Source organism: Streptomyces plumbidurans, from assembly GCF_019857225.1.
Taxonomy (GTDB): domain Bacteria; phylum Actinomycetota; class Actinomycetes; order Streptomycetales; family Streptomycetaceae; genus Streptomyces; species Streptomyces plumbidurans.
Genome location: NZ_JAFJSY010000029.1, coordinates 14,402 through 35,156, shown reverse-complemented (window position 1 = coordinate 35,156; position 20,755 = coordinate 14,402). Strand labels below are relative to the sequence as shown.

The window sequence follows — 20,755 nt, the reverse complement described above, 5'->3', positions numbered from 1 at the left end:
ATTCACCGCCTTTCCCGCGTTCACCCGACGTACGCAACCGGGGCCGGGTCACCGCCGCTTCGGCCCCACTCCCCCCTCCAACTCTTCGGTCTGAACGACCACTTATGGGAGCGCTTCCATGCTTGAGTCAGCACCATCCGCGACCCCGGTGACCTTTCCTCCCACCTTCCTCTGGGGCGCCGCGACCTCCGCGTACCAGATCGAGGGGGCGGTGCGGGAGGGCGGCCGTACGCCCTCGATCTGGGACACCTTCAGCCATACGCCGGGCAAGACCGTCGGCGGTGAGCACGGTGACATCGCTGTCGACCACTTCCACCGCTACCGCGAGGACGTGGCGCTGATGGCCGACCTGGGCCTGGGCGCCTACCGGTTCTCGATCTCGTGGCCGCGGGTGCAGCCGACGGGGCGGGGCCCGGCCGTGCAGGTGGGCCTGGACTTCTACCGGCGCCTGGTGGACGAGCTGCTCGCGCACGGCATCAAGCCGGCGATCACGCTCTACCACTGGGACCTGCCGCAGGAGCTGGAGGACGCGGGCGGCTGGCCGGAGCGGGACACGGCGTACCGCTTCGCCGAGTACGCGCAGATCGTCGGCGAGGCGCTCGGCGACCGGGTGGAGCAGTGGATCACGCTCAACGAGCCCTGGTGCAGCGCCTTTCTGGGCTACGGCTCCGGCGTGCACGCCCCGGGCCGCACGGACCCGGAGGCCACCCTGCGGGCCGCCCACCATCTGAACCTGGCGCACGGCCTGGGCACCTCGGCGCTCCGCTCGGCGATGCCGGCCCGCAACTCGGTGGCGCTCAGCCTCAACTCCTCGGTGGTCAGGCCCCTTTCGCCGCAGGACCCGGCGGATCTGGCGGCCGCGCGCAGGATCGACGACCTGGCCAACGGCGTCTTCCACGGCCCGATCCTGCACGGGGCGTACCCGGATTCGCTGTTCGCGGCGACCGAGCTGATCACCGACTGGTCGTACGTCCTCGACGGCGATCTGCAGGCGATCCACCAGCCGCTGGACGCGCTGGGCCTCAACTACTACACGCCGACGCTGGTTTCGGCGGCGGACACCACGGTGGCCGGCCCGCGCAGCGACGGCCACGGCGCCAGCGAGCACTCCCCCTGGCCCGGCGCGGACGACGTCGCCTTCCACCAGACGCCGGGCGAGCGCACGGAGATGGGCTGGACGATCGACCCGACCGGCCTGCACGAGCTGATCATGCGCTACTCGCGCGAGGCCCCGGGCCTGCCCCTCTACATCACCGAGAACGGCGCCGCCTACGACGACAAGCCCGACCCCGACGGCCGCGTGCACGACCCGGAGCGCATCGCCTATCTGCACGGCCATCTCTCGGCGGTCCGGCGCGCGATCACCGACGGCGCGAACGTCCGCGGGTACTACCTGTGGTCCCTGCTGGACAACTTCGAGTGGGCGTACGGCTACGAGAAGCGGTTCGGCGCGGTGTACGTGGACTACGCGTCCCTGGCCCGCACGCCGAAGTCCAGCGCCCACTGGTACGCCCAGGCGGCGCGCACGGGGACGCTGCCGGCGGTTCCGGTCGACTGAACCGGCTCGAGGGGGAACCCACAGGCGGGGGGCGGGGCGCGGTGCCCGAGGGGGGCGCCGCGCCCCGGTCTTCATGCGTGTGCGCCCCGGTCATGCGTGTGCGCCCCGGCCGGGTGGGGGGATGTCCGGCCGGGACGCAACGGCCCCCGTTTCGCGGTGGTCAGTTGAAGGCGCCGAAGGCCTTCGAGAAGGCGAACTGGTCCTGGACGATCGAGCTGCAGGTGGCGTCGGCGGTGGGCTTGGCGCCGCCGGCGCACTGCTTGTCACGGGTGGCCGACCACATCGACAGCCAGCCCAGGCCCTTGGACTTGGCGAAGTTCACCAGCTGGGTGGCGTCGTCGACCTTGAAGACCTCCGAGGAGACGTCGTTGACGCCGAGCATCGGGGTGACCGCGACCGTCTTCCAGGCGTCGGAGTCCGACAGCCCGAGCACGCTCTTGACCTGCGCCTGGGTGGCGGTGGCCGCCTGCTCGGCGTAGGTGCCCATGTCACCGCTGTACGAGGCGCCGTAGTCCATCGCCATGATGTTGACGGCCGAGATCTTCACGCCGTTGGACTTGGCGTTGGACAGCAGGTTCACGCCGTCCTGGGTGAGGCCCTCGGGCATGACCGGGAGGGTGAAGGACACGTCCAGGCCCGGGTGCTGCTGCTGGAGCTTGGCGATGGCCTTGGCGCGGTTGGTGTTCGCCGTGGTGTTGGGCAGCGCGCCGCCCTCGATGTCGAAGTCGACCTTGGTCAGCTTGAACTGGTCCACGGCCTTGCCGTACGCCGCCGCCAGCGCGTCCGCCGAGGAGCACGTCGTCGCCAGCTCGGAGCCGGACGCGCCGCCGAAGGAGACCCGGACGTCGCCGCCCTTGGCGCGCAGCGCGCCGATCTGCGAGGCCACGCCGTCGCTGCCGAGGTCGGTGACGCCGCCCCACTTGGGCGTGCAGCCGCCGCCGTCGGTGATGAAGGCGAGGTTGTAGTTCTTCACGCCGGTCGCGTCGGCGCTCGCGAGCAGGTCGAAGGCCGGGTAGAGCGAGGTGTCGACGTACGGCGAGAAGCCGGCGCTCGCCTTGGTGCCGGTGCCCGTGCTCTGCGTGGGGGTGGCCGTCGGGGTCGAGGTGGGCGTCGACGTCTTGGTCGGCGTGGGGGTGGCGGTCGGCTTCTGCGTCGGCGTCGCGGAGTCGGTGGGGCGGCCGCTCGGCTCGGGCGTGGCACCGTCGTCCGCGGAGCACTTGTCGCCGTCGATGAGACAGCTCTTCGGGTCGGCGTTGCCGTTGACGACGAAGCCGACGGTGACGGACTTGCCGGGCGCGAGACCGTCGGTGTCCCACTTGGCCGGCGTCACGGTGACGTGCTGTCCGCTCACCTTCGACTCGGCGTTCCACAGCGAGCTCAGCTTCGCGCCGGCGGGCAGGTCGAACTCCAGCTTCCAGTTCTTCTCGGTGCTGCCGGTGTTGTTGGTGACGACGTACTGCGCGGTGTAACCCGTCGACCAGTCACTGGTCTTGGTGTACGCGGCGCCCACGCCGGCCGCCTGCGCGATGCCCGTCAGCGCGATGGCGCCACCGCCCACCACGGCCGCGGCGACCACTGCGCCTATCGCCTTGCTTCTGCCGCTGACCTTGCGCCGGTGCGTGCTCATCGCGTGCCTGCCTTCGCTGTTACGGGTGGGGGTGCGGCAGCACGCTAGCGATCCGGAATCGGGCAAAAAGCCTGATCCGGGCGGGAGTTGAGGATCTTAGGGTGCGCTTAAGGAAGGGATCGGGGACGGTTAAAGGTCGAGACCAATTCGGCTCCTGCGGGCGCTCGCGCCGACACTCACGGTCACCTGACGAGTGCCTTTCTGCGTCGGCGCACCGACCGGTGCCCACGCCCGCCGGGCGTCCGCTCCCGTCCGTCAAGCTGGATCCAGATCCGCACCTCGGTGCCGCCCAGCACGGACGAGCCGATCCGCACGTCACCGCCGGTCGACTCCGCGAGCCGGCGCACGATGTCGAGGCCGAGTCCGGTCGAGCCGTCGCTGCCCGAGCCCCGGCCGCGCGCCATCGCCGCCTCGGGATCGGGTATGCCGGGGCCCGCGTCCGAGACGAGCACGATCACCGCGTCCTCGCCGTTGTGCAGGTCGACCGCGAAGGCCGTGCCCTCGGCGGTGTGCCGGAAGACATTGCCGAGCAGGGCGTCCAGCGCGGCGGCGAGGTCCGCCCGCGCCACGGGTATGCGCACCGGCCGGTCGGCGCCCGCCATCCGCCACTTGCGGCCCTCGTCCTCCGCGAGCGCCGACCAGAACGCCATCCGCTCGCGGACCACCTCGCCGGCGTCGCATCCGGCGCCGGGCCCGGCCGCCGCGGTCTGCGGCTTGGCGTCACGGGCCGTACGGATGATGGTGTCGACCTCGCGCTCCAGCTGGGCGACGGCGGCCCGGGTCTGGTCGGCGGCGGCGCCGTCGCCGAGCGAGGCGGCGTTCAGCCGCAGCACGGTCAGCGGGGTGCGCAGACGGTGCGACAGGTCGGCCGCCAACTCCCGTTCGTTCGCCAGGAGTTGTACGACCTGGTCGGCCATGGAGTTGAACGCGACGGCGGCCAGGCGCAGTTCGGTCGGGCCCTCCTCCGGCACCCTCGCGCCCAGCTTGCCCTCGCCGAGCTCGTGCGCGCCCTCGACCAACCGCTGCGCGGGCTGCACCATCCGGACGCCCAGCCGGTCGGCGACGGCCACCGAGCCGACGATCAGGGCGACGCCCACGGCGGCGAGCACCGCCCACGCCGTGCCGACGCCGTTGCTGACCTCGGACTCGGGGACGTAGACCTCGACGACGGCGATCGCACCGGAGCTCAGCGCGACGGGCTGCAGCAGGGTGGAGCCGCCGGAGACCTCGGTGGTGGAGGCGCGGCCGAGCTTGCGCACGGTCGCGATGTCCTTGGCGGCGGCGCGCTGCCTGCCGATGTCGAGGGCCGTCTGCCCGACGGCCGCGGGTATGTGCACGGCCATCCCGGAGTCCGAGCCCGCGGAGGCGACGACCCGCTCCAGCTGGTCGCGCTCGGTGGTGATGGACAGTGCCGGGGCGACCGCGGCGGCCTCCCGCTCGGCGTTGGAGAACGCGCGGTCGCGGGCCATCTCCTTGATGACGAGCCCGAGCGGCACCGCGAAGGCGACCACGACCATGGCGGTGACCGCCAGAGCGACCTTGACCAGTGCCCATCTCATCGCGTCGGCTCCCCACCCGGTGGTTCCAGCTTCACGCCGACGCCCCGCAGGGTGTGCAGATAGCGGGGGCGGGCCGCCGTCTCGCCCAACTTCCTTCGCAGCCAGGACAGATGGACGTCGATGGTCTGGTCGTCGCCGTACGACTGCTGCCACACCTCGGCGAGCAGCTCCTTGCGCGGGACGACGACGCCTGGCCGGCCGGCCAGGAAGGCCAGCAGGTCGAACTCGCGACGCGTGAGGTCGAGCCGGACGCCGTCCAGCTCGGCCTGACGGCGCAGCGGGTCGACGGTCAGGCCGCCGACCCGGAGGACGGTGGGCGGCGGGGCGTCCACCGGGGCGCTGCGGGCCCGGCGCAGGACCGCGGCCATCCGCGCGGACAGGTGCTCGACGGAGAAGGGCTTGGTCAGATAGTCGTCCGCGCCGGCGTTCAGCAGCCGGACGATCTCCGTCTCGTCGTCCCGCGCGGTGGCGATGATCACCGGCACGTCGGTGATGCCGCGCAGCATCTTCAGCGCCTCGGACCCGTCCAGATCGGGCAGTCCGAGGTCGAGGATGACGACGTCGAAAGCGAAATGGGCGACCTCGCGCAGCGCCTCCAGCGCCGTCCCGACACTGCGCACGGTGTGCGCGGCATCGGTCAGGTGCCGGATCAGCGCCGAGCGTACGAACTGGTCGTCCTCGACCACGAGCACACTTGCCATGCGCGGCACCGTACGCCATGCGGAGGAAGCAGGTCTGGGCCTGTGGACAACTCCGCTCTTGTGGAGACGGGCGGGACACCAGTGGGGCGCGTGAGGCAGTATGGCCCGCGATGGGCAGAGGACTCGTACACGTACTGGCTTGGTCGCTCGCCACGGGCGCGGCGGTCACGCTGTCGTGGTGGGGTGTCCACACGGTGATGGCGGGCACGGCGTACGACCCGCCGCGCGCCCTGCCCATCACGGCGGCGGACGCGACCACACAGGACTCGAAACCGCTGGCGTCGTCGACGTACCGCCCCTCCCCCGCACCGTCGAAGAGCAGGCCGGTCAAGCCCTCCCCCTCCTCCACCCCCACACCGTCGACGAAACCGACCCCGAGCCCCACGCCCACCCCCACCGCGTCCGGCCAGATCAAGGCCTACGACACCGACGGCGGACGCGCGGTGTTCTCACTCGGCACGACGGACGCGACGCTGGTGTCGGCCACGCCGGGCGCCGGCTGGTCGATGCAGGTGTGGAAGACGGAGTCGTGGATCCGTGTGGAGTTCACCTCGGGAGCGAACCGAGTGTCGGTCTTCTGCACCTGGCACGACGGACCGCCGCACGTCGAGATCGGCAATTACTGACCCAGCCGCTCCGGCTGACGGGCCCAGTTCAACCGACGCACCCGCCCTACCGGAACACCGACGGCGGTGGTGCCGGTGAGGCTGTTGCTGCGCTGTCCGTCACCGCTGTCGCGCCGCCGGTGAAGTCCGTGAGGGGGCGGCCGTGTTCGACGCGGCCCGGGTGGGGGTCGCCGGCGGCGCGGCGGGTGAGCTCGGCGACCGGGAGGGTGCTGTCGGAGGCGACGAGGACCGCGTTGCCGAAGCGCTTGCCGCGCAGTACGGCCGGGTCGGCGATCAGGGCGAGTTCGGCGAACCGGGCGGCCGCGGTGGCGATCTGGCCGCGCAGATGGGCGAGCGGCGGTCCGTCGGCGAGGTTGGCGGCGTAGCAGCCGCCCGGCCTGAGGACCCTGCGGACCTCGTCGAGGAACTCGGTCGAGGTGAGGTGGGCGGGAGTGCGGGCCCCGCTGAACACGTCGGCGATGACGAGGTCCGCCCAGCCGTCGGGCAGTTTGCCGAGCCCTTCGCGGGCGTCGGTGCCGCGCACCCGTATCCGGGCGTTCGTGTCCAACGGCAGCTCCCGGCGGACCAGTTGGACCAGTGCCGCGTCCCGCTCGACGACCTGCTGGGTGGAGCGGGGGCGGGTGACGGCGACGTAGCGGGCGAGCGTGAAGGCCCCGCCGCCCAGGTGCACGGCGTGCACGGGCTTGCCGGCCGGCGCGACGAGGTCGATGACGTGGCCGAGCCTGCGCTGGTACTCGAAGGAGAGATGGGACGGGTCGTCCAGGTCGACGTAGGACTGCGGTGCCCCGTCGATCAGCAGGGTCCAGCCGCGCGGCCGGTCCGGGTCGGGCAGGAGTTGGGCGAGTCCGCCGTCGACGGTCTCGACGACGGCTTCGGCACCGCCCCTCGATCGCCGGGGGTTCCTGGACCTTCCCATCGCGCCATTATCGGTGTCCCCGCACGCCCGCGCCCGCGCAGGGTGGGGTCAGCGGCAGCTGTCGGCGGCCCTGATGATCCGGGCGGCCTCGCCGAGCGCCGCGCGCAGCACCGCGGGGTCGGTCGCGAGGTCGGCCTCGCCGGGCGGCAGCAGCCAGTCGGAGCCCGCCACGGGCGGCTCGGGGTTCAGGCTCGTCCCGCGGCCGTCGGTCTCCGTACAGGTGCTGCCCGGGACGTCCCAGGCGGCGGCCGTGCCCGGCGGCACCACGAAGCCCAGGGTCTCGCCGTCGTCGTCGTGCAGTACGGGTCCGACCGCCTCGCCCGGTCCGCGGCGCAGGATGTCGACGGCCTCCAGGCCCTGTCGGGTGGGCACGGTGACGAGATCGCACGCACCTTGTGCACCGGATTCTGCACCGGAAACGACGCTCTGCCTGGTCTCCATCCCGGCCTCCACCACGGAACCCCTCCTTGAACGAAGCGGGTCGGGAGTCGGGCGGCTCCCGGTCCACAGGGTTCAACGCGCCGCCGCGTCAACGGCTACGGCGGAAGTCAGCCACAAAGGATGGCAGTTCATGGCAGATCCCGCATGAGATATCCGTTTTGTAGCCAAACCCTGAGTGGCGGGTCCGGCACAGAGGGTACGTTCGTGGCCGCTGGAACGGGGTGGGCGCATCACGGACAACTCACCCCGAATCCAGCATGGTTCGACGGTTCGCACGAGAGGACCCGGCCATGGCGTCGTCAAAGGTGACCTCGTCTCAGCCCACGCCCCCACGGCCACCGCGGCCGAACCTCGTCCTGCGGGAACTGCGCGGACAGCGCTCCCCGGCCGAGTTCGCCGCGGCGGTGCGCCGGGCCGCGCGCGAGATCGGTGAGCGGGTCAGCTGCGACGCGCGCTACGTCGGGCGGGTCGAGGCGGGCGAGATCCGCTGCCCCAACTACGCATACGAACGGGTGTTCCTGCACATGTTCCCCGGCCGCACCCTCACCGACCTGGGCTTCGCGCCCCGCGCGTCCGTGCGCGGCCGCCGGGCCGGGGCTCTCGGTGAGACGCGGGGGGCGCCCGAGCCGTATGACACCCCGAACCGTCAGGACCGCCAGGACCCGCAGGACCGCCAGGATCCGCGGGGCCGGGAGGACCGGCACGACCCGTACGACCCGCAGGCTCGCGACGAGAGCCGTGCGCTTCACGAGAACTACGAGGAGAGCGACGTGCTACGTCGCGCATTCATGACCGGCGGCAGTGCCACGGTGGCCGCCGCCTCGCTGGGCCGGATCGGGCTCGCCTTCGACGCCGCGGCGGCGGGACGTCCCCTGCGCCGCCCCGGGACGAGCGACGCGTACGCACTCGAAGAGGCCGTACGCAGAATCCGGGTGCTGGACGACCGGCACGGCGCGGACGGGCTCTACCAGCGCGCGTCGGCACCGTTGCGCGCCGCCTACGAACTGCTGGACGCCGGCGCGACCCGGCAGGCGACCGCCGACCGGCTGCACTCGGGCGCCGGTGAACTCGCCATCTCCGTCGGCTGGCTGGCGCACGACTCCGGCCGCTTCGACGACGCGCGCTCGCACTACGCGGAGGCGCTGGCGACCGCGCGGCTGACCGGCGACGACGCCCTGGAGGCGCACGCCTTCTGCAACACCGCGTTCCTGGCGCGCGACGCCGGGCGGCCGCGCGAGGCGGTACGGGCCGCGCAGGCCGCGCAGCGCGTCGGGCGGTCCCTCGGATCGGACCGCCTGATGTCGCTGCTCGCCCTGCGCGAGGCGGGCGGCTGGGCGGGGCTCGCCGACCGCACCGGCTGCGAACAGGCGCTGGTGCGCGCCCAGACCCTCTTCGAGCGCGGCCCCTCGGACGCCGACCCCGAGTGGATGAGCTTCTACGGGGAGGCCGAACTGGAGGGCCTGGAGGCGCAGTGCTGGTCGACGCTCGGCGACTGGTCGCGCGCCGCCCGCCACGCGCACCGTGCGGCACATCTGCAGGACCCGCACTTCACCCGGAACATCGCCCTGTACACCGCGGAACTGGCGGACGACCTGGCACGCGGCGGCCGCCCCGACGAGGCGGCGGCGGCCGGGATGCGGGTGCTCGACCTGCTCGACCAGGTCCAGTCGTCCCGGATCCAGACGATGCTGGCGGGGACGGCCCGGGTCCTGCTGCCGCACCGGCGCGCGTCCGGAGTCTCGGGCTTCCTGGACCGGCACGCCTCGGTACCACGCACGGCGTGAGCGGCGGGAGACCGCGCGGCCGGGACCTGTCCTTCGGGCCCTGCTAGGCCGCGAGGTGTCCCGAGTCGTTCCAGCTCTCGATCGCGGGTTCTCCGTAGGCCCAGCCCAGCACCGAAAGGGACGCCGGGTTCAGCCGTATCCGGGACGCGAAGCCGATCGGGAGGCCCAGCCAGCGTGCCCCGATGGAGCGCAGGATGTGGCCGTGGGCGAACACCAGCACATCGCGGTCGGCCTCGCGCGCCCATGTCACCACCTCGTCGGCGCGGGCGGTCACCTCGGCGAGCGACTCCCCCTCCGGGACGCCGTCCCGCCAGATCAGCCAGCCCGGCCGGACGTCCTGGATGTCCTGCGGCGTCATGCCCTCGTAGGCGCCGTAGTCCCACTCCGCGAGCGTGTCCCAGACGGCCGCCCGCTCGCCAAACCCGGCCAGTTCGCACGTCTCACGCGCGCGTGCCAGCGGGCTGGTGCGCACCTCGGCCCCCGGGAGGGCGTCGAACGGCGACCGGTGCAGCCGCTCGCCGAGCAGCTTGGCGCCGCTCCTGCCCTCCTCCAGGAGGGGCACGTCGGTCCTGCCGGTGTGCTTGCCGGACAGGGACCATTCGGTCTGTCCGTGCCGGGCCAGCAGGATGCGCGGTGCCATGAGGAGGAAGCCCTTCCGGAACAAACGACAAGCGGAACCCCTCCATCATCGCGCACCCTGGACCCCGGCCCGGCGGGCAACCCGGGGGGCGATCTCTGCGTCTTTGAGGGCCGGGGGCGCCCGAAGCGGGCGCGTACGTACGCCGTAAAGTGACACGACCCGGCTCATCAGCGGGCGGTTCGAGAACGAAGGGGGAGGCGATCGGATGCCGAAGACCGAGACACCAGGCATCGAGGCAGCAGCCCCGCGGACCCGCCCGCGCTGGTGGACCGAGGTGCCGCTGATCCTGCTGGTGTACGGCTGCTACTCGGCAGGACGCCTCCTCGTGCGCGGCGACACCCACGGAGCCGTGGACCACGGTCTGGTGATCCTGCGGATCGAGAAGTGGCTGCACATCAACGCGGAGCATCCCCTCAACCGCCTTTTCACGCGCGAGACCTGGCTCGGCGTCCCGGCCGACTTCTGGTACGCCTCGCTGCACTACCTGGTCACGCCCGCGATCCTGATCTGGCTGTTCAGGTCGCGTGCCATGCACTACCGCGCCGCGCGCACCTGGCTGATGACGTCCACCTTCATCGGCCTGATCGGCTTCACCCTGCTGCCGACCTGCCCGCCGCGCCTGCTCTCGGCCGGCCACGGGTTCGTGGACACCATGGCGCAGTACAGCTCGTACGGCTGGTGGGGCGGTGCGGCCAGCGCCCCGAAGGGTCTCGGCGGTATGACCAACCAGTACGCGGCCATGCCGAGCCTGCACGTGGGCTGGGCGCTGTGGTGCGGCGTCATGCTGTGGCGGTACGGCAGGACGCGTACGGCCAAGGTGGCCGCCGTCGCCTATCCGCTGCTGACCACGATCGTGGTCATGGGCACCGCCAACCACTACTTCCTCGACGCGGTCGCGGGCGCGGCGGTCATGGGCGTCGGCCTGTTCCTGACGCCGTACATGATGCGGGGCGCGGACCGGATCAGGGAGCAGATCTCCCTGGGCGCCGGCGCCTCCCAGGCCGCAGGTTCCTCAATTGTCAGTGGCGGATGCCAGACTTCCGCGGGTGAGCGATTTCCACGGCAGCGCGAGTCCCGGACCGGATCCGGAGCAGAGCCGAGTGCCTCTCCCACGGACGCCGGGGAAGGCGCTGCGGCAGCGGCTCGCTGAGCTGCGCGGTCCGGACGTACCCGCCAAGGCACTGGACGCGCGCGCCCTCGCGGCGCTCGCCGCCAACCCGGGCTGCAGACGGCGCGCGATCCTGGACGGCGCCGGGGTGGACAAGGCGACGCTGGCGGACGCGCTGGGCTCCCCCTCGGTCTTCGGGCAGTCGCAGTTCGCCTTCATGCGGGGCAACGCGTTCGAGGCGAAGGTGAAGGCGGACGGCGGCGCGGAGCTGCTGCGGCTGGTGCGCGAGAAGCTCGATCCGCGCGCGGACCCGGCGGCACCGGCACAGGTGCCCGACCTCGCCGCGACCGGCCCCGAGGGACGTGCGGCGCGCACGGCGCTCGCCCTGCGCGAGGCCGCCGCCGCCCCGGGCACCTGGACCCTGCTCGACCACCCGATGCTCGCGCTCGAGGTGGCCGGCTCCCCCGCGTTCCTGGAGCCGGACGCCGTGGTCGTGCACCCCGACGGCGGCTGGACGGTCGTCGAGATCAAGTCCTTCCCGATGCTGGACGGCTCCGCGGACCCGGCGAAGGTGGGCGCGGCCGCGCGCCAGGCCGCCGTCTATGTGCTGGCCCTGGAGCGGGTGGCGGCCCGCCTCGATCCGGCCCCCGAGGTGCGGCACCGCATCCTGCTCGTGTGCCCCAAGGACTTCTCCAACGTGCCCACCGCGTCCGCCGTCGACGTGCGCAAGCAGCGCGCGGTCACCGACCGGCAGCTGACGCGGCTGACCCGGATCGAGGACATCGCCGACACCCTCCCCGAGGGCGTCTGCTTCTCCCCCGAGCTGCCCGCGGCGGAGCTGACCGCGGCCGTCGAGTCGGTCCCCGCGACGTACGCGCCGGAGTGCCTGTCCGCCTGCGAGCTGGCCTTCCACTGCCGCGAACGGTCCCGCGCGGCCGGGGCGGTGACCTCCCTGGGCCGCCCGGTCCGCGCCGAGCTGGGCGGTCTGACCACGGTCGACGAGGTCCTGGCGGCGGCCGAGGGCACCGACGGGGACCCGGACGACCCGGCGGTCGCGGCGCTGCGCAGGGCGGCCCGGCTGCGGGAGGAGGCCCTGGCGGCCGTCCGGCACCGGCCCGTCGCGGCGGCCCCGCACCCGGCCGCGTCCTCCGGTGAGGAGGCCGCACCGTGTCGCTGATCTCCACCCTCGCCCGTCTCGAGGCCGTCCGCACCGGCCACGCCCAGCCGGCCGCCACGGTCCGCCACCGCCACCTGTCGCAGCGGCCCCTCGTCTTCGTGCCGCTGACCACCGCGGGCGAGGCCGGTGCCCCGCTCGGCGCGCTGGTGGGCACCGACCGCGACGCCCCGCGCCTGCTGGCCGTGCCGCAGCCGCGCGACCGCGACCTCAGATTCGCGTTCCTGGCCGAACTGGCCGACGTCGTCCTGCCGTACGTGGAGGCGTACGGAGCCGAGGTGGAGGCCGCGGAGCGCACCGAGACCGACCCGGAGACCGGCAAGCGGGTCAAGGTCGAGGTCGAACTGTGCGCGGACGCCCCGCAGTTGATCGTGCCGAGCCGCGCGGGCATCGACTTCGTACGGCTGCTGGGCCGCTCCATGCGCTTTCGGCGTACGGCGGAGCAGGACCCGGAGACGCCGTATCCCGCACCCCCGCGCGTGCCGCTGCTCGGCCGCTGGCTGACGCACTTCGGGGAGCGCGCCCGGGTGCCCGGCTCCTCGCTGCTGCTGGCGGCGACGGACGTCCTGGCCCGGCACTGGGCGACCGGGCAGTCCTCCCTGGAGGACCAGCACCTCGGGGCGCTGCTCGCCTGGATCGACGCACCGGAGGGGGTTTCCGGCGCGGAGGCGGCCCTCGCGGCCGAGCTGGCGCGGGACGCGCACGGCCAGTTGGTGTGCCCGCCCGCGGGACCGGCGACCGACCCGGCCTTCGACAACAAGCTGCTCGCCCCCGCCATCGAGCGCCACGACCGCGCCCGCACCGCCCTGGCCGCCGCCCAGGACGGTCTGGAGGCGGACACCCGGCTCGGTGAACTCACCGCCGCCGAGCGGGAGATCCGCGAGCTGGTGCTCAGCCGCACCCTGCCCACCTGGGAGAAGGTCTGGCGGGGCCTGGATCTGCTGCGTGCGCTGCCCGAGGGGGCGCACGTCGAGGAGCGGTGGACGCGCGACCGCTGGTCGTTCACCGGCCAGCGCGACCGGATCGCCGCGGGCGAGCCCCCGCAGCCGCGCCGCGACGACGCCGTCACGGCGGCCGGGAAGCTCGCCGCGCGCGAGCGCGAGCAGGCCCGGCTGGAGGCCCAGGAGGCGCTGGACGACCCGCTGGTGATGGCGGCGCGGCGGCTGTCCGGGGAGGCGTTCGCCGGGGAGGTGACGGACGTCGTCATGGCGTACAGCGAGGGCAAGCGGCCGAGCCCGCGCCCGCTGGTCACCGTACGGACGGAGGACCGGCCGCACCTGGGCGAGCGCGCCAAGGTGTACCGCTCGCTGGGCGGCAAGCCGCAGGCGGCGGAGTTCGTCGGGCGGGAGGCGGACGATCTGCTCGTCCTGCGCATCGTCGACAAGATGGGCCGCGGCAAGGTGCCCGAGGCCGGCTCGGTCCCCGAGAAGGGGGATCTGCTGTGCTTCACGACGTTCGAGCACGAGCAGCGGGGCGGTCCGAAGCTGCCCGACCCGGAGGCGACACCGTGGACCCACGGCGGGCCGCCCGGTGAGGCCGTAACCGAGGCCGCCGATCCCCTGACCGCGGAGGACGTCCTGTGACCACCGTGTTCGACCCCGCTGCCGCGGCCGCCGAGGCCACCGACGCGATCCTCGCCGACACGCTGCACAGCACCCACCGCGGCGTCGTCGTCGACTCCCCGCCGGGCGCCGGCAAGTCCACGCTGGTCGTGCGGGCGGCGCTCGAACTGGCCGACGCGGGCCGCCCGTTGATGGTCGTCGCGCAGACGAACGCACAGGTCGACGACCTCGTCCAGCGCCTCGCGGAGAAGAGCCCCCAGCTGCCGGTGGGCCGGCTGCACAGCAGTGACGCCGACCCGTACGACAAGGCGCTCGACGACCTGCCGAACGTCCGCAAGGCGGCGAAGGCGGGCGAGCTGACGGGTCTGCCGGTCGTCGTCTCCACGGCCGCGAAGTGGGCGCATGTGAAGGTCGACGAGCCGTGGCGGCACGCGATCGTCGACGAGGCGTACCAGATGCGCTCGGACTCGCTGCTCACCGTGGCCGGGCTGTTCGAGCGGGCCCTGTTCGTGGGCGACCCGGGTCAGCTCGACCCGTTCTCGATCGTGGGCAGCGAGCAGTGGGCGGGGCTGTCGTACGACCCCTCGGCCTCGGCCGTGACCACCCTTCTGGCCCACAACCCCGAGCTGCCGCAGCACCGCCTCCCGGTGTCCTGGCGGCTGCCCGCCTCCGCGGCCCCGCTGGTCTCGGACGCCTTCTACCCGTTCACGCCCTTCCGCAGCGGCACCGGTCACGGCGACCGCGGCCTTGCCTTCGCCGTCCCGTCCGACGGCTCCGGTCCCGACCGGGTCATCGACGAGGCCGCGCAGTCCGGCTGGGGCCTGCTGGAGCTGCCCGCGCGGCACACGCCGCGGACGGATCCAGAGGCGGTGCGGGCGGTGGCGGCGATCGTACGGAGACTGCTGGACCGGGAGGGGGTGGCGACGTCGGAGCGGGCGCCCGGGGAGCCGCGGCCGCTGACGCCCGACCGGATCGCTGTCGGCACGGCCCACCGCGACCAGGCCGCAGCGGTGCGGGCGGCGCTCGCGGAGCTGGGCGTCACGGAGGTCACGGTCGACACGGCCAACCGTCTGCAGGGCCGCGAGTACGACGTCACGGTCGTCCTGCACCCGCTGTCCGGCCGCCCCGACGCCACCGCCTTCCACCTGGAGACAGGCCGCCTGTGCGTGCTCACCTCCCGCCACCGGCACGCCTGCATCGTGGTCTGCCGCGCGGGGGTGAGCGAACTCCTCGACGACTATCCGTCGACGGAGCCGGTCCAGCTGGGAACGCTGGTGAAGTTCCCGGACGGCTGGGAGGCCAACCACGCGGTACTCGCCCGCCTCCGGGAACACCGGGTGTCCTGGCGGCCTTGAGAAGCAGGTGCTCCCGGGGACGCCGCAGGCCCACTTGCGCGGGCGCGGGACAATGGACGGTGGCCCGTTTCTGGGACGGGTCGTGCGCGACGTATGAGGAGGAGAAGACATGGCGGAGCCCACGCCGCGTCGGAACGAACCGCGGCTACGCCCCGCGCCCCTGCTCTTCGAGCCCGCGGCGGCGGCCTCCGACCCGGAGCACTTCTTCGATCTGGAGTCGATCGACGATCCACGGGCGCTGCTGGACCGCGCGACGGAGCTGACGCACGCGTTCCGCGCCGCGGCGGACCGCGCGGTGGAGTTCCAGGCGGTGGCGGCCGCGCAGCTGGCGGACCCGCGGCGGTTCGACCGGCTGACGGCCGCGGACATCGCGGAACGGGCCGAGTGGACCGAGGACTATGCCAAGAAGATGGTGGAGTTCGGCCGGGACCTGATGAGCGGGGCCGAGGGGCCGGGCTCGCCGGACCCGGTGTGAACACGGGCCGCTTCGCATTGGCATATGCCAGGCGAGCAAGATACTCCTCGCCGCATATATCTGTCCCGATTTCCCGCAACTCCTCGAAACGGTACGTTCACTGCCGGTAGATGTAGTCGCCATGAGCCGCACACGGAACGAGCCCTTCGCCGACCGCTTCGACGTCAGCGGGGTCACCGCCGACGGAGCCGCCTGGCTCGCCTCGGCGGGAACGTATCCCCGCTCCACGCTCACCCTCTGGAGGGAGCGCCCGGATGCCCCGGTGGTGCTCCCCTGCGGTTCCGCGTTCGACGTCGTCAGCGTCCCCGGGGTATTCGGCCGCCGCATGGTCGACCAGTTGTGGGACGAGGGGCCGGGCTCGGGCCCGGTGGCGGCGTTCCGTGGCCGGATGCTGCTGTTCGCCGCGCCCGGCACGGCCCAGCGGCTGCCCTCGCTGCTGCGCTGGGAGGAGGTGAGTCGTACGGCCGCGATCCCGCCGCTGCTGTGCCACGGCAACGGCGACGCGGTGACCGTCCCGGCCCTGCTCTCGACCGACCCCCCGGCCTCCGGCGACTCCCGCTGGCTCGTCGCCCCCGACACCCGCCACCCCTGGCTCCCGGGCCCCGAGATCCTGATCTGGGCAGCCGTCCGCGCGGCCCGCTCGGCGGTGCGCATATCGATTTTTCCCCCGGCCGATCAGGATGCTAAGGTCTACGACGTCAGCAGGCGCCGCTAGCTCAGTTGGTTAGAGCAGCTGACTCTTAATCAGCGGGTCCGGGGTTCGAGTCCCTGGCGGCGCACGTTGTCGATGGCGAGGCATGTTCGCGGAAAGCGCGAACCGGCCTCGCCATCGTCGTCTCTGCGCGACTGCGTCGCGCACGGTGGGGGCTCCGCCACCCACACCCCCCTGCGACTGCCGTCCCCCGGCGCGGGTAAGGGCGCCGCCCGCCGCAGCGCATCGGCATCGCCCAGGGGCTGCGCCACCCAGGCCCCCTGCGGGGGTCGCCCCCGGCGTCATGTACGGCACCGCCCTCGCGGCGCCCGCAGCCCGCAACGCCGCGCCACGGCCTAGGCGCCGGGTCGCTCAGGCCGAACTCCGCGGCAGCGGCCGCCCGCCGCGATGGCATCGCCACGCACACCCAAGCGACGGTCACCCCGGCGTCGGTCACGGCACCCACCCCGGCGCCCGCGCACCCGCCTGCGGCCGCAACCCCGCGCAATTGCCCAGAGGCTGCGCCGCCCAGACCGATCTTCGCCGGGGCGGCCGCCCGCCGTGGCGGCTTCGCCACGCAACCCCCGGCGTTATACCCGGCACCCCACTCTCGACGTCGGCACCTGCAACGCCACGCCGTTGCCGAGGTGGCCGGGCCGCTCAAGCCGGTCTGCACGACTCCGCCCGCACGCCCGCCCGCCCGCCGTGATGGCATCGCCATCCACACCCCCAGCGGGGGTCGCCCCGGCGTCGGTCACGGCACCCACCCCGGCGCCCGCGCTCCCCACCCTCGACCGCAGCCGCACCCCACCCGCACCGCACGGCAATCCCCAGGGACTGGCCGCTCAGGCCGACAACCCCGCCGTGATCTTCACGTTCCACGAACCCGTTGCCGTACGGCTCTCCACCTGTACGCGGATTCCTTCATCCGGGATCGTGAAGGTCTCGCCCAGGGCGACCGGGGCGTCTGCGAGGGGTGGGTAGACGGAGTTTTCCCAGCAGGCCTCGGTGCGGGGGTGGGCGTCCAGGACCTGGACGGGGCCCGCGCCGGACTGGGAGGTGCTCTTGACGCGGTAGACGAGGATGCCCGAACGGCAGGTCGACGTGTCGTTGCCGAGTGGGGCGCGCGCCTCGAAGGCGAGCACGCTGTCGGGGCCGGTCCGCACCACCGCGAGCTTCACTCCCTGCCCGATCCCGATGGCCGGCGGCCCTGCCGCGCCCGTCACCGGTGACGGCGGCCCGGCCTCCAGCGGCTCCAGCGTCAGCCGCGTGACCCCCGACTCCCGTACACACACCACCTGCCGCGGATCCAGCCACCCCAGCTTCCACTTGTGCCAGCCGAACAGATCCGGCGACAGCCCGAACTGACTGCCCATCAGATCCCAGTCGCCGACATAGGTGTCCCAGTCCCCCTTCCCGTCGTCGGGCGGCCGGTGGTACAGGTCCGGCAGGTCGAAGACGTGCCCGGTCTCGTGCGCCAGCACCAGCCGGTCCGGCGGGTGCTTCTCGAAGACGGTGACGATACGGCGGACATCGGTGCCGTCGGCCCGCAGCGGGGTGTCCAGATTGACGACCTTCGTCGCGTCCGAGTCCACCCCGGGTGCGTCCGGGTCGGCCACGAAGTAGACGATGTCGTAGCGGGAGAAGTCGACCTGCGGGTCGGCGACGGCGAGCGCGTCGCGCAGATACGCGGCACGGCTGCGCGGGCTCCAGTCGCGCTGTATGGCGTACGACGTCGACGGACGCGGCATCCGGATCCAGCGCCCCAGCGGGTGCGGGTGCAGGGTGAACCTGCCGTACGAGGCACGCTCGAAGAAGCGGCTGGTGGCCGGGAAGTGGTCGGCTGCCAGCTCGGCGGGCTTCGTCCGCGGGGCGGAGTCCGGGAAGGACAGGAAGATCATCACGGCGTTCAGCGCGCGGGCCGGCCGCGGATAGGCGGCGTTCCAGGTGTCGAGGCCCTCGGAGTGATGGGCCGTGGTGCGCTGCAGCGCACACGGCACCGCCGAGAACGGCTCGGCCACCGACGGCCCGGTCACCAGCGAGGTCGCGGCGACGGCGGACAGGGTGCTGAACACCGCGGCGGTGCTGCGCAGTCGGGGAACCCTGCACCCCCTGAGGGGAAACGGACGCAACACAGGGACCTCCGGGTGCGGTACGCGGGACTCCGCACCCAGCCTGTGTGATTTGTAGTACTACGTCCTGTTTGCCTGGCCCGGACGAGTGAGAGGGCCGAACGACGGCCGGCGCCGACACCCCCGGAATTCTCACGGAACGTCACAAGCGATCGAGAGGCCCAAGAAGCCGTCCAGCTGCGGGCAGAAACGATCTGTCTGAAGTGCCGGTCGATCCGGGACACTGGACAGTAGCTGGAAGGCCCCTGGGTCTGCCTCTATGATCGGCACACTTTCCTGCACGGACAGAGATCGAGTGCACTGCGGGAGCGAGCGGTGAGCGGAACGTCCGAAGGGCCGGCGCCCACGGCAGACCTCGACCGGGTCGCCGTTACAGACAGTGACGCGTATGCGGCGCCATGTACCGAGCCGCTGACGACTCGAACCGAGCCGCCGGCGTACCGCTCGGTGTTCACGGCTGCGCCGCTCGCGATGGCGGTGGTGGACCGCGAGGGCCAGGTGGTCAACGCCAACGACGGGTTCGGCACGCTGTTCGGCAGCGATCCGGACGCCCTGGTCGGCAAGGTCGCCGCCGACCTGGTCGACCTGTCGTCCGACACCCGTACCTGGCACGCGTACCGCGAGGTGCTGCGCGGCCGCGAGGCGCCGTTGCGCTGCACGCGCCGGCTCAAGCACCACGACGGTCGGTCGGTCTGGGTCGAGGTCACCGTCTCACCGCTGTCGGCCCATGACGAGGGCGTACTGATGTCCCTCACCGACATCAGCGTCCACCGTGAACTCCAGGGCAGGCTGCGGCACTTGCAGATGCACGACCCGGTGACCCGGCTGCCCAACCGCACACTGTTCTTCGAGCGTCTGACCAGCGCGCTGGAGGCGGAGTCGTACGAGAAGGGCGGCACCGGGCGGATCGGGCTGTGCTATCTCGACCTGGACGGCTTCAAGGCCATCAACGACACGCTCGGGCATCGCGTCGGCGACGGGCTGCTCGCCGCCGTCGCCGAGCGTCTCACGCGCTGTGCGGACGAGGCGGGTTACGCCAGAGCGAGCGCCCCGCTGGTGGCGAGACTGGGCGGCGACGAGTTCGCCCTGCTGGTGGAGGACTCGACCGGCACGGACCAACTCGCCGATCTGGCGGAGTCGGTGCTGGAGGCGGTGCAGGCGCCCTTCGACCTGTCGGGACGGCGGCTGTCGGTGTCGGCGTCGATCGGCGTCGTGGAGCGCCGTGCGGCCGGGACCACCCCAACTGCCCTGATGCAGGCGGCGGATACGACGCTCTACTGGGCGAAGGCGGACGGCAAGGCCCGCTGGACGCTCTTCGACCCGGAGCGCAACGCCCACCGCATGACCCGCCAGGCGCTCGCCTCCGCGCTCCGCCCGGCCATCGATCGCGGTGAATTCGTCCTCGAGTACCAGCCGTTGGTGGGCATGGAGGACGGCAGGCTGCACGGGGTCGAGGCGCTGGTGCGCTGGAACCATCCGCAGTTCGGTGTGCTGACGCCGAATCGGTTCATCGGACTGGCGGAGGAGGACGGCTCGATCGTGCCGCTGGGCCGCTGGGTGCTCAACACGGCCTGCCGGCAGGCGCGCCGCTGGCAGCTGGACCACCCGGACGAGCCGCCGCTCGTCGTGAGCGTCAATGTGGCGGTGCGTCAGGTCTGGGACTCGGATCTGGTCGCGGACGTGGCCGAGACGCTCGCCGAGACGGGCCTCGCGCCCCACCTTCTGCAGTTGGAGCTGACGGAGTCGGCGGTGATGGGCTCCTCGGGGCGGCCGCTGCAGGCTCTTCAGGCGCTCAGCGACATGGGGGTCGGCATCGCGATCGACGACTTCGGCACGGGCTACTCGAACCTCGCCTACCTCAGCCGGTTGCCGGTGTCGGTGCTGAAGCTGGACGGTTCCTTCGTCCGCGGCTTCCAGTACGAGAGCGACAAGGAACAGTCCGTGCCGCCGAACCCGGCCGACGAGGTCGTGGTCGAGGCGATGATCCAACTCGCCCACCGCCTCGGCCTGACGGTCACGGCCGAGTGCGTCGAAACCTCCGCCCAGGCCACCCGCCTGCGCCGCATCGGCTGCGACACCGGCCAGGGCTGGCTCTACTCCCGCCCGGTGTCACCGGACCGCATCTCCGAACTCCTCACCCCCCAGCCGAGCGACTCGGTGATCGGCAACTCCTAGCGCCGGGTGGCCGGTTGCTCCGAGCGCTCGGCCATCGACAACTAAGGGAACCGCTCGGCGAGTCGCCCCGGTCAGGCCGTCGTCGGCAGCCCGATCACCCAGCGCCTCGGCCCGACGACCACCGCCGAACGCATCGCATCCCCGAACAACCCAGCCCTCACCCCAGCGCTCGGGGATCGGCAACTCCTCGCACCGCTCAACGAGTTGCCCCGTCAGGCCGTTGGCAGTTTC

At 72.6% G+C, this 20,755-nt stretch carries 17 protein-coding genes and 1 tRNA gene; 11 read left to right on the top strand and 7 right to left on the bottom strand.

The window, feature by feature from the left end; genetic code table 11:
- Positions 1–118: 118 nt before the first annotated feature.
- Positions 119–1,558: a GH1 family beta-glucosidase gene (locus JYK17_RS20205; protein ID WP_128802825.1), complete on the top strand. Its 1,440-nt coding sequence runs from the start codon at positions 119–121 to the stop codon at positions 1,556–1,558.
- 160 nt (positions 1,559–1,718) lie between these two features.
- Here JYK17_RS20205 and JYK17_RS20200 read toward each other — a convergent pair whose 3' ends face one another.
- The 3 genes from JYK17_RS20200 to JYK17_RS20190 form a co-directional block, all read right to left on the bottom strand.
- Positions 1,719–3,185: a glycoside hydrolase family 18 protein gene (locus JYK17_RS20200; protein WP_108013007.1), complete on the bottom strand. Its 1,467-nt coding sequence runs from the start codon at positions 3,183–3,185 to the stop codon at positions 1,719–1,721.
- 182 nt (positions 3,186–3,367) lie between these two features.
- Complete coding sequence (locus JYK17_RS20195) at positions 3,368–4,744, bottom strand: sensor histidine kinase (RefSeq protein ID WP_108013008.1); 1,377 nt, start codon at positions 4,742–4,744, stop codon at positions 3,368–3,370.
- Positions 4,741–5,445 (bottom strand): response regulator transcription factor, encoded by a 705-nt coding sequence (locus tag JYK17_RS20190; RefSeq protein WP_164932234.1) that lies wholly within the window; start codon positions 5,443–5,445, stop codon positions 4,741–4,743. The genes JYK17_RS20195 and JYK17_RS20190 overlap by 4 nt, the downstream gene beginning before the upstream one ends.
- Before the next feature lie 110 nt (positions 5,446–5,555).
- Between JYK17_RS20190 and JYK17_RS20185 the strand changes: the two genes are divergently transcribed.
- A complete protein-coding gene (locus JYK17_RS20185; protein WP_108013010.1) occupies positions 5,556–6,071 on the top strand; it encodes a hypothetical protein in 516 nt (171 codons plus the stop codon).
- A gap of 46 nt (positions 6,072–6,117) precedes the next feature.
- On the opposite strand, the gene JYK17_RS20180 is transcribed toward JYK17_RS20185, so the two are convergent.
- Together JYK17_RS20180 and JYK17_RS20175 are read right to left on the bottom strand one after the other, a co-directional pair.
- Complete coding sequence (locus JYK17_RS20180) at positions 6,118–6,987, bottom strand: spermidine synthase (protein WP_128802824.1); 870 nt, start codon at positions 6,985–6,987, stop codon at positions 6,118–6,120.
- Between the two features lie 48 nt (positions 6,988–7,035).
- Entirely contained in the window at positions 7,036–7,428 is a 393-nt protein-coding gene (locus JYK17_RS20175; RefSeq protein ID WP_108013309.1) for a hypothetical protein, read from the bottom strand.
- Between the two features lie 290 nt (positions 7,429–7,718).
- Between JYK17_RS20175 and JYK17_RS20170 the strand changes: the two genes are divergently transcribed.
- Positions 7,719–9,212, top strand: a complete 1,494-nt coding sequence (locus JYK17_RS20170) for an NsdA family TPR-like regulatory protein (protein WP_128802823.1) — start codon at positions 7,719–7,721, stop codon at positions 9,210–9,212.
- Positions 9,213–9,255: 43 nt separating this feature from the next.
- Here the strand turns inward: JYK17_RS20170 and JYK17_RS20165 are convergent, their stop codons facing one another.
- Positions 9,256–9,852 (bottom strand): histidine phosphatase family protein, encoded by a 597-nt coding sequence (locus JYK17_RS20165; RefSeq protein WP_128802822.1) that lies wholly within the window; start codon positions 9,850–9,852, stop codon positions 9,256–9,258.
- A gap of 205 nt (positions 9,853–10,057) precedes the next feature.
- Between JYK17_RS20165 and JYK17_RS20160 the strand changes: the two genes are divergently transcribed.
- From JYK17_RS20160 to JYK17_RS20130, 7 genes are all read left to right on the top strand, one after another.
- Positions 10,058–11,002 carry a phosphatase PAP2 family protein gene (locus JYK17_RS20160; protein ID WP_108013013.1) on the top strand — a complete coding sequence of 315 codons (945 nt, stop codon included), beginning with the start codon at positions 10,058–10,060 and terminating at the stop codon, positions 11,000–11,002.
- Entirely contained in the window at positions 10,953–12,137 is a 1,185-nt protein-coding gene (locus JYK17_RS20155; RefSeq protein ID WP_108013014.1) for a hypothetical protein, read from the top strand. Before JYK17_RS20160 ends, JYK17_RS20155 begins: the two co-directional genes overlap by 50 nt.
- Positions 12,128–13,717: an amino acid adenylation domain-containing protein gene (locus JYK17_RS20150; protein ID WP_222810929.1), complete on the top strand. Its 1,590-nt coding sequence runs from the start codon at positions 12,128–12,130 to the stop codon at positions 13,715–13,717. The genes JYK17_RS20155 and JYK17_RS20150 overlap by 10 nt, the downstream gene beginning before the upstream one ends.
- Positions 13,714–15,051 (top strand): AAA domain-containing protein, encoded by a 1,338-nt coding sequence (locus tag JYK17_RS20145; RefSeq protein ID WP_128802820.1) that lies wholly within the window; start codon positions 13,714–13,716, stop codon positions 15,049–15,051. The genes JYK17_RS20150 and JYK17_RS20145 overlap by 4 nt, the downstream gene beginning before the upstream one ends.
- A 109-nt stretch (positions 15,052–15,160) precedes the next feature.
- The gene (locus tag JYK17_RS20140) at positions 15,161–15,526 is read left to right on the top strand and encodes a DUF8844 domain-containing protein (protein ID WP_108013017.1); all 366 of its coding nucleotides are present in this window, start codon (positions 15,161–15,163) and stop codon (positions 15,524–15,526) included.
- A 121-nt stretch (positions 15,527–15,647) separates the two neighbouring features.
- The gene (locus JYK17_RS20135) at positions 15,648–16,241 is read left to right on the top strand and encodes a bifunctional DNA primase/polymerase (protein ID WP_108013018.1); all 594 of its coding nucleotides are present in this window, start codon (positions 15,648–15,650) and stop codon (positions 16,239–16,241) included.
- A tRNA-Lys gene (locus JYK17_RS20130) sits at positions 16,232–16,305 on the top strand. Before JYK17_RS20135 ends, JYK17_RS20130 begins: the two co-directional genes overlap by 10 nt.
- Before the next feature lie 757 nt (positions 16,306–17,062).
- On the opposite strand, the gene JYK17_RS20125 is transcribed toward JYK17_RS20130, so the two are convergent.
- Positions 17,063–18,352: a M6 family metalloprotease domain-containing protein gene (locus JYK17_RS20125; RefSeq protein WP_222810928.1), complete on the bottom strand. Its 1,290-nt coding sequence runs from the start codon at positions 18,350–18,352 to the stop codon at positions 17,063–17,065.
- Positions 18,353–18,664: 312 nt separating this feature from the next.
- Here JYK17_RS20125 and JYK17_RS20120 point away from each other — a divergent pair, with 312 nt between their 5' ends.
- Positions 18,665–20,524: a putative bifunctional diguanylate cyclase/phosphodiesterase gene (locus tag JYK17_RS20120; protein ID WP_108013020.1), complete on the top strand. Its 1,860-nt coding sequence runs from the start codon at positions 18,665–18,667 to the stop codon at positions 20,522–20,524.
- Positions 20,525–20,755 lie beyond the last annotated feature (231 nt).